Raw genomic sequence first — 15,867 nt, forward strand, 5'->3', positions numbered from 1 at the left:
GATTTTCACCTCTATCATTAACTGCGTGTAATCCAATCCCATTCCCTTGCAATTGTGTCATCTGATACAGTGAAGACCGGTACTCCGGATTCGTTCCTATCGGAGAAAAAAACTTGCTTTTTCAATGGATCAAAGAGCGGGTCTAGCAACTCTCGTATACCTTCACTTTATAGACCCTGTGTCTTTCTGCGGACTGAATACTTATCATATCTTTATACAATAGATTGGATAAATCTTCAAGTTACTGTGAAAACTAATGGTCAGATTTGCGTAAAAAGGAGACCATCTAGGCACACGTCCGTATACCTTAATGGTCTCCTAATGTACTGCTGAACAAGATACGTGATGTTTCGGCAGCACAAGTGCTCTATTTTAGTTCGCCTACTTCTAGAATCTACAGCCCGCCGTTAAGCTTGACCAGAACTTGATCAAGACTCTCCTCCGTCAGCTTGCCGGCGCTGAATGACACTAGTCCGCGCAGTGGCAAATAGTTCAGAAACGCCGCCATCATATCCGATGAAGACTCATCGCTCTCCCCCGTATTGGCGGATCCGCCAAATGGAGTCTGATTCACGAGCTCCTTAATGATCGGTGCCGCTAGGGGGTTTTCCATGATATCCCCGACCGTTGAGTTTCTTGTATATCGCGGTTTGATTGATGTAGTGGACTTTACATGAACTGTCCCTGTCAGAACCATCTCTGCTGAAGACTTGCCCACCAAGAGCTCAAAGTCTCCCGTCTCCACATGCCAGTCCTGCAAACCTACATGATAATAGGCGAACGAACGTTTATCCAGCGTAAATGAAACCGTGCTTTGCTCGCCGGGCTCCAAGCTTACCTTGGCAAAACCCTTCAGCTCCTTATCGGGGCGCGACACGCTGCTTTTCACGTCCCGAACATACAGCTGTACGATCTCTTTTCCCGCCAGCTTCCCGATATTTTTGACATTAACTGTTACTACCAGCGTCTCCGTATCCTCGATTTGCGATTTACTTATTGTCATGTCGGAATACTCAAAATTTGTATAGCTTAAGCCATGACCAAAAGGAAATAGAGGACGCATTTTTTTCTTGTCATAATAACGATACCCGACGTAGATGCCCTCTTTGTACTCCACCGTATCCCCGTCCCCAGGGAAGAAGAGGTAAGATGGGTTGTCACTGAGTTGGGCCGGGAACGTCTCTGCCAATTTGCCGCAAGGGTTCGCGTCGCCGAATAATAGATCCGCTATTGCACCGCCCATAGCTTGACCACCCAAATATGCCTCCAAGACGGCTTTGACATCATCGATCCATGGCATTTCAATCGGGGCGCCATTGCTTAACACGACGACGACCTGTTTCTGTATGGCGGTAATCCCTTCGATGAGCTTCATTTGATTATTCGGCAGACCCAGGTGGGTACGGTCAAATCCTTCCGACTCGTAGCGATCGGGCAAACCGGCAAAAATGATAGTTACATCCGCATCCTTGGCAGCTTGAATTGCCTCATTTAAGAGTACATTATCCATATCATCCGTGTTTAGCGTATACCCTTCCGCATAGGATATCTCTGCTGAACCCCCTGCCTTGGCCAGTTCCACCATAAGATCGTCCATTTTGGTAGGCTTGATGTGGGAGCTCCCTCCACCTTGATAGCGTGGTTGTTTGGCCAAGGCGCCAACGACCGCAATACGTCCCCCCTTCTTTAACGGAAGGATTCTATCTTCGTTCTTTAATAGAACCATACTTTCTCGGGCTACCTCTCGGGCCAGCTGGTGATGAGCTTCCATATCGTAGGTGGCGGCAGGTTTTCTATAATCGACCGCTTTGTATATGACCCGCAGTATTCTTTCCACAGCGGCATCCAGCTTCTGCTCAGAAAGCCGGCCTTCCCTAACCGCATCAATAATTTTTTGGTCGCCGACACCTCCTGAGGCAGGCATTTCTAGTTCGAGTCCTGCCGCTATTCCATCGGCTCTTTCGTTAACTGCGCCCCAATCGGATACAACAAAGCCTTCGTGTCCCCATTCGTCCTTCAGTATATCTGTAAGCAGGCGTTGATTCTCCGCACAATACTCCCCGTTAAGCTGGTTATAGGCACACATAACCGTCCATGGCTGCCCTTTCTTGACTGCTCCCTCAAAACTGGCCAAATAAATCTCTCTCAGCGTTCTCTCGTCCACAACCGCATTCGTTGTCATTCGGCGATGCTCTTGATTGTTTGCCGCAAAATGCTTGAGTGAAGCACCTACGCCTTGACTCTGAACGCCTAGAATGTGCTCGGCCGCCAATTCCGTTGACAAATAAGGGTCCTCCGAGAAGTACTCGAAATTTCGTCCGCAAAGCGGCGATCTCTTTATATTTGCCCCTGGTCCGAGAAGAATGCCTACCTGCTCTGCCTGACATTCTTCCCCTAGAGCAACGCCAACCTTGCGAAGCAGTTCCCGATCCCATGATGTAGCCAGACCTGCCGCTGAAGGGAAGCAAGTCGCAGGAACGCTATCGAATAAGCCCAGATGGTCTGCAGAGGCTCGTTGTTTCCGAAGGCCATGAGGCCCGTCTGTCATCATGATGGATGGTATGTCAAGTCTCTCGATGGCTTTGGTATTCCAGAAATCAAACCCGGAGCAAAGTCCAGCCTTTTCCTCCAGAGTCATAGTGGAAATCAGTTTTTTCAAGTCGCGATTCATTGATATATTCTCCTCCCTGTGGATATGGAACCTGTTATTTATCCTTTCACAGCTCCGATCGTCATTCCTCTCACGAAATATTTCTGGAAGAACGGGTAAGCGATCAGAATCGGAATGACGGCAATTACCGCAATGGCCATGCGGAACGTTTCGCTAGGCAGCTGAGCAACCTTCTCGCCGGCACTCGCGCTCAGATCGCCGTTGCTTGCAAGAAATTGGATATCGCTCATGATGCGATTCAAAACATTTTGCAGGCTGAACAATTGGGGATCGGTCACATATATGAGCCCGTTATTCCAGTCATTCCAATAGGCAAGGCCCTGAAATAAGCCTACTGTGGCAAGGATGGGCAATGACAAGGGCAAAACGATTTTATAGTACATTTTAAATTCGCTTGCACCGTCAATACTGGCCGATTCCAGAACGGGCACCGGTACGGTTGTCATGAAAAACGTCCGCATTAACAGCGTGTTGAAGCCATTCAATAGTAATCCGGGAACAATAAGCGCCCAAATCGTATTTTTTATATCCAACAGCTGTGTATAGACGAGGTACGTAGGAACAAGACCGCCGTTAAACAATAAGGTAAAGAACAGCAGGAAGGCGAAGAACATGCCTCCGGGCAAATCGCGCCGGGAGAGCGGGTAAGCAAGCATGGACGTGATGATCAAGCTGGCCGTTGTTCCTACCACGGTAATCAGTATTGTTATCCCATAAGCGTTAAAGATTAGGGAGGATTGCTCCCATAAATATTCATATGCTGACAGGCTGAACTGCTTAGGAAAGAAAGAGTAGCCATTCTGCAGGATGGATTTCTCATCACTTATGGAGGACATAATCAGCAATAGAAACGGAAGCAAGCACGATAGCGAAAATAAAAACAGGATGGTATGGGCAATCCACTGCCAAGCACGATTTTCTGTGTTCACGATGGTTCCTCCTCTAAAACAATGCGTTTTCCTTATTAATTTTCCGTACTACGTAGTTAGATACAAGGACGAGGATGAATCCGACAAGCGATTGATAAAAACCTGCGGCGGACGACATCCCGATATTGCCCAATTGAAGCAACCCGCGGAATACATACGTATCAATGACGTTCGTTGTACTGAACAACGCTCCTGCATTCATTGGAACCTGGTAGAACAAGCCGAAGTCGGAATAGAAAATCCGCCCGATCTGAAGGAGGGTCAGCATGATAATCACGGGTGTGATCAGCGGAATCGTGATTGTGCGGATTTGCTGCCACTTGGATGCTCCGTCCAATTTGGCTGCTTCATAATACTCCGGATCAATTCCAATGATGGCCGCCAAGTAAATGATGCATGAGTATCCGACTCCCTTCCAAGTATGCACAAGCGTTAGTATCGCAGGCCAGTATTTTGGTTCGTTATACCACGAAATCGGATCTATGCCCAAAGCCGGTAAAACGGTTTTATTCATGAACCCGCTCTCTATGCTGAGCATCGAGAAGACCAAATAGCTGACGATAACCATCGAAATCAAAAAAGGAAGAATAATTACGCTTTGATAAAACCGGGAGGCAAACTTGCTTTTGATTTCATTGAGAAGAATTGCAAAAGCGACAGCAACGACGAGACCAATAACGATAAAAGCCGCATTGTACAGTATCGTGTTCCTGGTAATAATATAGGCATCCGACGTTTGAAACAGGAACTTAAAGTTTTGAAAGCCTACCCAGTCACTTGCCCAGATGCCTTTGGCAAAGTTAATATCCTTGAATGCAATGATGAGGCCAAACATCGGCAGATAGTTATTAATTAGCAAATACGCGATCCCCGGCAGCATCATGATGTAGAGCGGGCTGTATTTCCATAGTTTCTTCATAGCCACGCTCTGTGAACGATTTGTCATTTCTGGTTCCCCTTTCCGTATTAACGAAATTCTTGTTGTACTCTTATAGTAATCAATCGGCAGTCCTTCTCACTACCGCTCACACGACTTCCAATTTGCACTTTGCCGACCATCCGTCAATGGATGAAAAAAGCTCTGCCAGGCCAAGCGGCCTAGCAGAGCAGTTCATCCGGGATTTACTTCGATATGATGTTGAGCTCCCGGTTAATGACCGGCAGCAATTCCGGAGGAATTCCGTAAAACACGAGCTGGGACATCTTGTCGATGGACATAACCCCTTGAGTTACCTCAAAGAACGGATTGCTCGTCACATGTTCGAAGTATTTGAGAAACACTGCTTTGGAAGCATCGTTACTATACAGATCCTCGATCGTATCATAGATGGAATAATAGCCTTCCTTCACTTCAATCTGCCCTGCCTCGGACAAGTCGAATTGTTCAAACCAATTGACGACGTGCTTGCTCTTCTCTTCTTTCACATGAATATAGCTGGTGTCGATCTCCGATACATGGCGCAAAACGATCTCATCTGTATAGACCATACCTTGGTCATCCACACCTTCCACTCTAATGCGGTTATCCCCTGGCTTCAACAAGACGTCTTTAACGACGTATACCGGCTTACCGTCCTGAGTCTCCTTCAGCAATATATCGTTGTGATACAAGCGGATATGACTCAGATTCGATAAAATGATGATATCGTTCCCCTCTTTATGCCGATGGTAGAATCGGCGTCCGGCCAGGTGAACAAAAGGATTCTTCGACCAATAGGCCTTGCAAAGATAGAAAGCATCCTTCTTCAAGGTCCGGTCAATGGTGACAAGTCCCTTCAAATTTTTGCCGACTTCTCCGCCTTCCTTACGGTTCGCACTACCGAAATCAAACATGTTCCAGACGTATCCGCCAAGAACGAATGGCCTCGCCTGAAAGGTTTCCAGCGCGTTATGATGGAACAATAGCTGGTATTCTTCTGTATAATCCTGAACCTGTGGAGTATAAGAATGGTATCGGGGATTCGTGTCGACCCCATATTCCGAAACCAGCACAGGAACGTCAGGGCGAACTCTGTGAAACTCGTCAAGCCTCTCCCCAAGATCCTTGATTTCGCCATAGTACCAGCCATAATATAAATTGTAACCGACAAGGTCGGTGAAATTATTGATGATACTATCGTCCGCAACTCCATTAATATTCGCCTGTGCGGTGAAACGGCTTGGATCCAGCCGCTTGGCTTCCTCCACCAGCTTTTGAATCGTTCGATACGTATTCTCCGTCTCAACGGCGATCGTTATTTCGTTTTGAACTCCCCAACAATAAATAGAAGTGTGATTATAGGCTTGTTTAATCAAACGCTCCAACTGTTCGAAGGCGTTCCGGCTTTCCGGATCCTTGGTCGAAGGAATGCTAATATACGGAATTTCGGCCCACACCAGCAAACCATAGCGGTCACAGAGACTGTAAAAATAATCGTCATGCTGGTAATGGGCAAGCCGAATGCTGTTAGCGCCGACCTCTCGAATGAGCTCCATGTCCAATTCCATGTGAGCCTTCGTAATGGCATTGCCCACGCCTCCGAAATCCTGATGGCGGCACACTCCATTGAGCTTGACCGGTTTTCCGTTCAAAATGACGCCTCGGTCGGCCGTAAGCTCGACAGTTCGAAAGCCGATTTCAATTTGACGAGCATCCGCTACTTCTCCTTGGACGCTGACGGTGATCACAGCCTTATACAGATAGGGATTATCCACACCGTCCCAAAGCGTAGGATTGCTGATGGTTCCATGCAAGGAGAACTCCGTTTCGGTTGCAAAGGACAACTCGGAGCTTGCTTCCCACACAACGGTTCCTTCCAGGTCCGCGAGTTGAATCAAGACGCTTCCATTGGCTGGTGCGCATGATTCATTAATGACCCGTCCGCGTACATCCAGCCGAAATGAATTGTCGCCGCTGCTTGTCTGCGTTAGATATACACCGTCTCGGCCGTGATCCATCACATCAAAGTGGATGTCGTCCATGACAAACAGGTTCACTTCCCTGTAGAGGCCGCCAAAGAAAGTAAAGTCCGCCATCAGCGGGTACACCTCATTATCATAGCTATTGTCCACTCTTATAGAGATTAGATTATCTCCTTCCGTCAAATAAGGATTCAATGCTGCACGAAACATTGCGTAACCGCATCGGCTTTCCCCTACAAGATGACCATTGATATAAACCTGGCCCATATTGCCGGCTGCCCCGATTTCCAAATAGAAACGTTTGCCAATATCTTCTGGAGCGATATGGAGTGTTCTTTGATACCAGCAGGCCCCCCTGTAATACGGCTCTGTCCCCCCTTGTCCGTCCATATCATTCCAAGTGTGCGGTAATGTAACTGACTGCCCTTCTTTTATTAAGGTGCTGGCATAAGAGGGACTGTTTTCTTTGGTGAACATCCAAAGCTGATTTAATGGAATTATTTTCAACATGAACGACCTCTTTTCTTGGGATCTAGACGATACTCGGAAAAAATGCCCGTTCAACCAGAAAGTTGACGGGCAACGAATTTCGTCTTATTTATTACCTTTCGCCCATTCGTCAAGCTGTTTTTGCTTTTCAGCGATAATTTTATCGATACCGGCGGATTTCAGCTTGGATATGAATTCCGGCAATATCTTATCCGGATCGACGCTTCCCGTTTCAAGCGGAAGTTTATATTGAGTGATCACGTTGGACACGGCGGCATACTCCGTCTTAACCGATGTAGCGTCGAACGTGAAGCCCAACGCTTTGGATTTTATAGCCGACTTATTGAAATCATCCATCTTTTTCCAAATATTAGGGTCTTCTCCATTAAACACGTAAGACAAGAATTGGTTGCCGAATAAGTAGCCCATATTCAAGCTGTAGCCAGAGGTTTTAGCATCTACACCTTGTGGAAAATCAATCACATTGCCGGATTTAACGACGTAATGCTTATCTGCTACACCCCAATCGAACAGGTTGACGATATCTTTGTCGGTGTACATTAAATTAAGGAATTCCATCGCTTTTTCCGGCATCTTGGAATTAACGGGTACGCCCCACATAATACTCGTGACGTTTGTCGTTGTTGAGACCGGTTTAACCAGGTTGGCTGTCACCACTGGTACGCCGCTGCTCTTCGATTCCTGCTCCTCAAATCCCGGCTTCATATTGGAAAAGTATGCGAAGCCGCGGTTAGATTTTAATAGATCGAACTGAGAAGTCTTATTAGTGGCAGCGTCCTTCAAAATCAACCCGGATGTGTACCAGCTTCTCATCTTTTGCACGAACTGGGCATATTCCTGTGTTTCGTATAAATTCACGACTTTTAGGTTATTATCGTAATTTGGAAGCACTCCCATCGAATCACCGAGCATATCGAACCATCGATAAGAATCGAGCATCGTTCTGCCGATATTACCAGGAACCAGCGGGGTCAAATCCGGCTCTTTCTCCTTGATTAACTTCAATGCCGCTTCTACATCATCCAGCGTATGAATTTTGCTGACGTCAATTTGATATTTCTCGACAAGATCCTTCCGCATGGTCAAGCCCTGGCTAGCGGCAAAATCTCGAATTGTGGGCACTGCGTACGTCGATCCGCCGATTTTTACAGCATTCAAGTAAGCCGGGTCCATGGATTGTTTAATTCCTTGTCCTTGAGCTTCAAGCAACTTATCCAACGCGATGATTTGACCTTTGGCAACCAAACTGCTGTAAAGACTGCTCGTAACCACCATCAGATCCAACTTCTCATTGCTGCTTAGCATCAGGTTGACCTGCTGCTCCCAATTCCCGAAGCTGATCGGCGTCAGTTTCACAGTAGCGTTGATCTTTTGCTGCGCAATTTTGTTAATAGAGTCCTGCACCACCGGCAAGTCTTTCGGCACCGAACCAAAAATCGGATAAGCGATGTTCAATTCCGGCAATTTCTTGTTCGAGGCATTCCCTCCAGAAGCGCCGCCTCCATTATTTCCGCCGCAAGCGGATAAGAAAAGCATGGACCCTATTACGAGCCCGCTTGCTGCTGTAAATCTCTTCCTCATGGTACTCCCCCATTTGCGTAGTGTCGTTCACCTTGAAACCGATTGCGAGCAAGCGGATTCAAAAGGTGAATATACGCCTATTGTACTTCCGCTGCAATTATGGCACTGCTCCGGTCACGACTTTTCAATGTGCATTTGCAGACTATCTAATCCTTCTGTCCCTTTTGCTGGTGTTTTTGGCGATATTCATTCGGATTCATGTCGGTATACTTCTTAAACATCCGGGAAAAATGCGAAAAGTTCGCATACCCGATATGCGAAGCAACTGCACTGATCGGCATCTCGGTTTTCGACAACAGCTCCTGCGCAAGCTTAAGCCTTTCCTGAAACAAGTAATCGGAAATGGCCATTCCCGTCTCCTTTTTGAATAGCCGGTTTAAATAATCGGGGTTTAGATACACGTGATTTGCGATCTCTTCACGGGACAAATCCTCTGCCAAGTGAAGCTTGATATATCCGATAACCCGGTTGACCACACTCTGAGATTGCTCCACAGTGTTAACGTACTCCAGCGCTCGATTAACGACATGATTCATCCAGGAAACCAAATCGGTAACGGAGCGGGTCGCATTTGCCGACGCATCTAAAGAAATGCTGTCGCTAAACAATTGATGCGCTTGAATCCCCTTATTTTGAAGAGCGACATACATCGTTTGCTGAAAATCCTGATACCATTGATGGAGCAGCGTAGCATCCACAGTATCCCGCTGCAGCATCCCATCCAAATAAGCGGTAGCCTCCTGAAGCACCCTGCCATACTCGCCTTCCTTGAGCATAACGGCCCAAACCCCCATGTCCGGGAGCACGTGGAGTGATGATCGTAACGAAACGTCGGAAATGAAGAACACTTTATTATTATAGGCTACATTATTTCTCTCCAAGTCACGGAGTGCCTTAACCATCCCGAACATATCTTGCCCGTGAATGGCATCCCCGATATAGCATGAAAGATCGCAAGAGAAATATTGCTTGCAGGCCTCAATATAACGATTGCACGCCCGCTCCATCGACATTTCAAAATCGTCACGGCTGGTTGCCGGTAATATAGCAAGCAGGCCTCTGTCTAATGAAACCACTTGTCCTTTTTGATGATCACCAATAATCATTTCTTCCGCGGCATTTTTAAGAGCATACTCCATAATTTTCTCCTCCCGGAGCGTCAGCGGCTTATGCCATCTTTGAACGCCGATCAGTATCGGGATAAAAGTCATAGATTCGTCGTAAGGGATGTTACGTTCCGCCGCGGCACGCTTCACTGCATCCGCACGGGCCGGAATCACTTGATGGATAAGATCCAGCCAAAATCGTTCGATCAGCACAGGTTGATGCTGAAACCAAAATTGGCCATATTGGCTAAACTGCTCGATCTCCGAATCTTTGAGATTTTTTTCGATCGCTTTTTGAATCGTTTTTTCCAGTTCAAGAAATGGTATCGGCTTGAGAATATAGTCAAGACTCCCCATCTGTAGCGCTTGCTTGGCATATTTGAAATCGGCATGACATGTGAGAAAAATGGTGGCCGTTCGCGGATACCTCTCTCGAACCCACTCCGCCAATTCCAAGCCGGTAGCCTGCGGCATTTCGATATCGCAGAGCATAATGTCGACCTGCTCCCTCTCGAATACTTCCTTTGCCTGTTTCACGGTATAAGCGGTTAATACCGCCGTAATCCCAAGCCTCTGCCAGTGAACCCCGGACAATATTCCTTCAACCGCATGAATTTCATCGTCAACAATTAAAAGTTGAGGCATCATCAATATCCCCTTTCTCACCGTTCTGAAGCATAGGGCAGCCTGATCTCGACTACCGCACCTCTCGGAAAACCGTTATAGCAAGAGAGAGAAGCTTCTTCGCCGTACAACAGCTGCAGCCTCCTTTGAACATTCCATATCCCGATGTGCTCCCCCTCCTCGTCTATCACCCTGTTGCCTGAACGAATCTCCGACAATATTTCCTCGGAAAAACCTTTGCCTGTATCGCGAACGATAATTTCAATGTAAGGCTCCAAGCCTGTTTCCATTAAATCGATAGATACACTGATATGGATCGGTTGATCGAGAGTGATCCCATGCTTGATTGAATTTTCCAGGAACGATTGAATGATAAGCGGTGGTACCGGTACACGCTCAAGAAAATCCGGGACATCTATCGTACAGGTAAGGCCCCCGGGAAAGCGAAGCTCCTGAATTCGAGCGTAGTTACGGACATGCTGCAGTTCCTCACCTAAGGATACGAATGTCAGGTTGCTTTGAAACATAAAACGGAAGTACCGAACCAAACATAGCGTTAACTCCTGAATCAATTCATAGTTTTTCACTTGTGCCAAATTGAACAGGATGTTAAGCGAATTCATAAAAAAATGCGGGTTGATCTGAAGCTGCAGATGCTGAAGCTCCGCCTTTTGCTTGTTCAGTTGTTCTTCATACACGTTGATCTTTAATTCTTCAATTTGCCCCATCATGCGGTTGAATGTTTCGTTAACTAATACAATTTCGTCCGATGCAGGATAGGATTCTACCCGCACGTTGACGTTCCCGTCGTTAATTCTCTTCATGACGGCAATCAAGCGCTGCAGCGGCACTAGCAAAATTTGACGAAGGAGAAGCAGACTGATGGGCAGTAATCCTATGGATACAATGGAAATAAACAAGGTCAGCCGCGATAAATTAGGCAGGTTTTGCAATATCTGCTTGTCCGGTATGACAGCAGCCAGGCTGAAATTTCCTACCTGTGAAGGTTCCCCGACAACAAGTAAACTATTCTTGCTGCCTGTCATATAATACTCGCTGAAGTCCACTGTAAAATCTATCTGCTCATCCGGCAGCGGATTTGTACTTACCATCACGTTCCCATCACTATTCACGAGCAAAGCGCTTCCTTCTTTCCCTAAATCAATCAAATGGAGCGGAACCAGCAGTGTCTTCACATTGACCCAAGCACCGAGATATAAATCACCCGATTTCAAAATTCGCAGTGCATAGTACTCTTCTCCGATTTGCTTTACTAACCATCGGCTGCCTTCATTATTCGAAAGGTTTGTCTCGCTGCTCAGAGATTCACGCAATTGCTGCTCAACCCGATCCCTGTCGGTAAATGAAATGGTCGACTTGAAGACGTCCAACAAATCCTTCCTGGATTGAGAATAGACAAAAAAAGCATCGACGGATTTATATAATACAATATCGCTTGCTAGCTTATCGGAGACGCTATGTTTGGCCAGCTGGTACTCGTCTTCCGAATTCGGAGCATTCATGGATTGAATATCATAATCAGATGTCAGCAAGCCGATCAGATTACGCTCTGCATCCTTTAATTGCGTATCGATCTGTCCCATGTACAAAGAAATTAAATTTTTATTGGACAATGCGACCTGGTCGTGCACGACACGAATACTGTAGAAGTTATTGTACAGCAGCAGTGTAATGAGAGGGACGGTTACAAGCAGTAATCCCATAACCAGTTTGAAACGAATCGAATTCCATGAAATATGCGGGATCCTCAAAAGCACACACCCCTACTACAAATTTAAAAACTGTCGTTGCCCGACAGTCTTGTTATATCCTATTTTCGATTATAGAACCGATTTTTGAATCATAACAAATAAAATGATTTCCAAGCTACTGTTTTAACGACATTGAATAATGCATTTCACGACATTTAAGCTTATATCGAATAGCTTCTGGTCATTGACTTGAGACAAGGAAATGTTCAGATAAAAATAAAGACCCACGATTATACGCGGGTCTGCATTGGTTCACATCTTGTCATCCGACAAGTAATTATTTTGATAAGCTCGAAAGTCCGTCAACACCCTATCATTTTATTCTTCTTCAAATAATTTCTCGCCACGATGGAGCCGCCATGCAATTTTTGCCGTATGAGGCCTCTCGCGGGAAGTTGGGGCGTGAGCCGCCAAATAACGGGTGGCAGCAAGGATCATCGTTTCGCGAGCTTTCTCTGCGAACGGTCCCGATTCGGTAGCCCAGCGGTCATATTCCGCGACGGCCGCCTCGTACATCTGGAAGGAATGGAATTCCGCATCCTCTCTAAGCAAAGCATGACCCAATACGTTGAATAAAGGTTCCGGCTTTCCGCCGCTGCGCAGATAGCGGATCACCCATGCCGCCGCCGGAGCTACCTGCTGCTGCTTATCGAGAATGTCCAGCAGCTCCGTGGGCTGAGGCACTTCCCCAGCCTCTTCAATCACAACCGGCCTTGGGGCCGCCGGGATATTCAAGAACCGGTCCAGGTATATCGCAGCTGCTGTATGGAAAATTCCGCGAATCAGCCATGGATTAGTGGAACGGATCAAACCTTCATGAACGGCATGAGCATGCGTAAACGTATGCAGTACCGAAATCCAATCTCCAAAATCATTCTGCGTATGGAAGCGGACGACCCGTTCCGCCGCAGCTAACGCGGCAATTTGCGAAATGCGTACCGGGGAAGCGCCGCCGAGCAAAGCTTCCTTCAGCACACGAACCGTCCGTAACGGATCGTCTCCGAGCAGCGCTTGGAGCAGCTCCTCATCGTCGATACCGGGGTTCCCGCTTCCAGTTACATTGCCTTGTTTGGAAACCTCCTCGAACGCTTCCATCAACGGCTGAACCAAATTGACAGGCGACTGCCAGCTGTGAAGCTCTTCGCTGCGTGAGGCGTCTCCGAACATGGGAAGCAGTGAGGCGAGGATATAGCTGCGCTGCTCGTCCCCGACATACTTCAAGCTCTCGAATGCTTTATTATGGAAATCCAGCGTATGGCCTCCATTAATATAGAAATGGTCCGTTGCTGCCATGCTCATCATAGCGAATAATTGCATCTCATCCGTCCCCGCCTGTACGGCGGTCAGCAGCACCCGCTCCGCGCCGCGGGTATCCCGGACCTCGATGCAGTCACGGTACCATTCCGTCAACCGTGCTTCGGAGACGCTTGTATTCGGGAGCGGATCGAGCAAGAAGCGCGTTCCGCTTCCGGCTGAGTCGCGCGCTGTGTGCAGCAAGCCTTGAAACAACGCCAGGATCCGTCCTTGTTTATCAAGCTTCGGCAGGACGTTGGCCATCGCGGTAAGAATCGTTAATCCGGAGCCCCACCCTTGCCTGCGCTGTTTGACCCCGAATTCGATCCCGATTGCAGCGATTTCCGACTCGGGAACACCCGATTCCATTAAACCGACTATGGCCTTGGCAATGACAAGGCCGATGTTTTGCTCAAGACCGCTCAGAAGCCGGTCCTTATATAGCTGTACTTGATTGCCGTTCCGGGAATTCGGGTCGACCCAAATCACTCCTTCATGTACGGCTATTTCATGTACCGGAACATCGTCTGCCCAAGGATCGAGCGTTCCACCGCTGCATACGTCAAACCGCGCGTGATGCCAATGACAGGTCAATATTCCGTTGCACAAGCTTCCCATATGAAGGGGAAACCCGAGGTGAGGGCACCGGTTGTCAAGCGCATACACTTCATCCTCGTGAAAGAAAACTACAATCCCCCCTTTGATCAGCTTCGGACCTTGCTCTCGAAGCTCTTCTACGGTACCTGCCTGGATCCAACCATTCATGAAAACGCCTCCAATTCCCGATATAATGTGCTTTCCTTGCTTATACCATATCATACTTTAAAAACTTTATAAATATGTATATTTATAAAGTTTTTTCTGCATCTGGATGATCCAGAACCCTTTCCTTTCCTGAACCTCCCACCCGCTATCCTGCTTCTTTAAAATAAGCTGCTGCCCTGCCGCACCTAAAGGAGAGCGAAACTTGTAGCCGTCAATTGCCACAACCGTTGCACGTTTCGTCCGATTGGACCTTTTCTACGTTCAGAAGAATCCCTTGCAGTCTTTTCTTTGTTTCATCCGTCCGTTGTCCATCAAGCAGCTCTTCGTATAAAATATACCATATTTTTACTGATGCTGATTGAAATTGCCATATGCACTGCGTGGCAAAATATGTTTTAATATATCAAAGGAGCGTGATACTGTGGACATTAAATCTTTTCTACATCCAAAGAATGAGGTCTCTTACATCACGACATCTTCCAATATGAAAGAAGCCTTAGACAAATTGGAGGCTTGCCATTATTCGGCCATTCCGGTCCTGCAGGACAATGGAGTATATTACGGAACGCTTTCCGAAGGAGACTTGTTATGGAAGATGAAGGCCACACCTGGCCTTACTTTCGATACGATGCATGAAATTCCCGTCGTTTCCATCAATAAGCGGTTAAAGATCGAATGCGTCAAGATTGGCGCCGATTTGGACGACATGCTTGCGCTTGCCGCTGATCAGAACTTTGTTCCAGTCGTAGATGACGATGGCATCTTTCTTGGGATCATTCGGCGTAAAGACATCATCGAATTCTACACCCGGAATATTACGGATTAATTGCAAAAAGACCCGATCGTTTGAAAAGATCGGGTCTTTGCTTTGCTTATTTTGACAGGAGATATCATGAGATACAGCGATCTCAGTTTTTTTTCGTCACGGTTCATAATCTAAAATGGGAGTTGAACGTTCCTAGTCTAAATGTTAAAGCCTGCCTGGTGTTTTTTTAACTTCAAATGTAGTCGAATCGGTATAGCTAGTGGTCGATAAGCTCTCGTAATTGGACGGAACTTCGTCCTGATCCATAGTTGCTTCCGTCGCCTCTGTCTCCGGCAATTCCCAGCTTGCCTTTTGGAAGTTCATTTTTTCTTTTATTTCTTTATTATTATCTTTGAGCATGAATGTATAGACCTCTCTTATTTAAAGGTTTCATCCCCAAATACTTTTTCCTGCCTGTAAAGGATTTATACAAGAACGATTTTTGATTACTATGTGCTTGTCCTGCTTTTGAAAAAAATAACAAATTTTAACTAGTGCAGAATGTACGACTCGTTAGTATGCCAGGCTCCTCCCTCGTCTGTACTTCGGTAGAACATCGTAGCCGATCGAAGGGCCCCTTTTGCAGCAGCTTCCACCGATGTAAAACGGTTTTCCTCGGAAAACTCTGGATCCGCCTGGTCCGCTCCCCTATAATAATGACTGAGCTCATAAAAGTAATCATCCGTCCGATTCCTTAGAATTCGAATTCCAATTTCCTTCCCGTCAATGCGTGCTTTAAAAGATGAAACGATTTCGTGCACCGCCTGGATATCCGCGTGAACATTCTCGAGCTCCGATAAATCAAACATGAGGCTTCCTCTCCCTTCTTATGCCATATTATCTGTTTACATTATTCCCATGATTCCTCATCTATCGGCATTAAGTTTTCTTCCAGTTTTTGTTTATCATC

General features: G+C 46.8%; 11 protein-coding genes. 1 reads left to right on the forward strand and 10 read right to left on the reverse strand.

Annotated features, from left to right (window positions below):
* Window positions 1-394: 394 nt before the first annotated feature.
* The 8 genes from ABEA66_RS15645 to ABEA66_RS15680 form a co-directional block, all read right to left on the reverse strand.
* Window positions 395-2,671 (reverse strand): beta-glucosidase, encoded by a 2,277-nt coding sequence (locus tag ABEA66_RS15645; RefSeq protein WP_345588683.1) that lies wholly within the window; start codon window positions 2,669-2,671, stop codon window positions 395-397.
* 38 nt (window positions 2,672-2,709) lie between these two features.
* Window positions 2,710-3,600: a carbohydrate ABC transporter permease gene (locus ABEA66_RS15650; RefSeq protein ID WP_079913171.1), complete on the reverse strand. Its 891-nt coding sequence runs from the start codon at window positions 3,598-3,600 to the stop codon at window positions 2,710-2,712.
* A 13-nt stretch (window positions 3,601-3,613) separates the two neighbouring features.
* Window positions 3,614-4,546: an ABC transporter permease gene (locus ABEA66_RS15655; protein WP_345588685.1), complete on the reverse strand. Its 933-nt coding sequence runs from the start codon at window positions 4,544-4,546 to the stop codon at window positions 3,614-3,616.
* Between the two features lie 176 nt (window positions 4,547-4,722).
* A complete protein-coding gene (locus ABEA66_RS15660) occupies window positions 4,723-7,011 on the reverse strand; it encodes a glycoside hydrolase family 2 protein (protein WP_345588687.1) in 2,289 nt (762 codons plus the stop codon).
* 84 nt (window positions 7,012-7,095) lie between these two features.
* On the reverse strand, window positions 7,096-8,592 hold the full coding sequence (locus tag ABEA66_RS15665) for an ABC transporter substrate-binding protein (protein WP_079913168.1): 1,497 nt from the start codon (window positions 8,590-8,592) through the stop codon (window positions 7,096-7,098).
* Between the two features lie 146 nt (window positions 8,593-8,738).
* The gene (locus ABEA66_RS15670) at window positions 8,739-10,346 is read right to left on the reverse strand and encodes a response regulator (protein ID WP_345588691.1); all 1,608 of its coding nucleotides are present in this window, start codon (window positions 10,344-10,346) and stop codon (window positions 8,739-8,741) included.
* Window positions 10,347-10,360: 14 nt separating this feature from the next.
* Window positions 10,361-12,100, reverse strand: a complete 1,740-nt coding sequence (locus ABEA66_RS15675; protein ID WP_377739365.1) for a sensor histidine kinase — start codon at window positions 12,098-12,100, stop codon at window positions 10,361-10,363.
* Window positions 12,101-12,412: 312 nt separating this feature from the next.
* Window positions 12,413-14,152, reverse strand: a complete 1,740-nt coding sequence (locus ABEA66_RS15680) for a Rieske (2Fe-2S) protein (protein WP_345588695.1) — start codon at window positions 14,150-14,152, stop codon at window positions 12,413-12,415.
* A 421-nt stretch (window positions 14,153-14,573) separates the two neighbouring features.
* On the opposite strand from ABEA66_RS15680, the gene ABEA66_RS15685 reads away from it, so the two are divergent.
* Complete coding sequence (locus ABEA66_RS15685) at window positions 14,574-14,978, forward strand: CBS domain-containing protein (protein ID WP_079913163.1); 405 nt, start codon at window positions 14,574-14,576, stop codon at window positions 14,976-14,978.
* 144 nt (window positions 14,979-15,122) lie between these two features.
* On the opposite strand, the gene ABEA66_RS15690 is transcribed toward ABEA66_RS15685, so the two are convergent.
* Both ABEA66_RS15690 and ABEA66_RS15695 read right to left on the reverse strand, forming a co-directional pair.
* Window positions 15,123-15,317, reverse strand: coding sequence for a hypothetical protein (locus ABEA66_RS15690; RefSeq protein WP_079913162.1), 195 nt, complete (start codon window positions 15,315-15,317; stop codon window positions 15,123-15,125).
* A gap of 131 nt (window positions 15,318-15,448) precedes the next feature.
* A complete protein-coding gene (locus ABEA66_RS15695; protein ID WP_079913161.1) occupies window positions 15,449-15,766 on the reverse strand; it encodes a hypothetical protein in 318 nt (105 codons plus the stop codon).
* Window positions 15,767-15,867 lie beyond the last annotated feature (101 nt).

This window comes from Paenibacillus vulneris (assembly GCF_039543185.1).
Classification (GTDB): Bacteria; Bacillota; Bacilli; order Paenibacillales; family NBRC-103111; genus Paenibacillus_S; species Paenibacillus_S vulneris.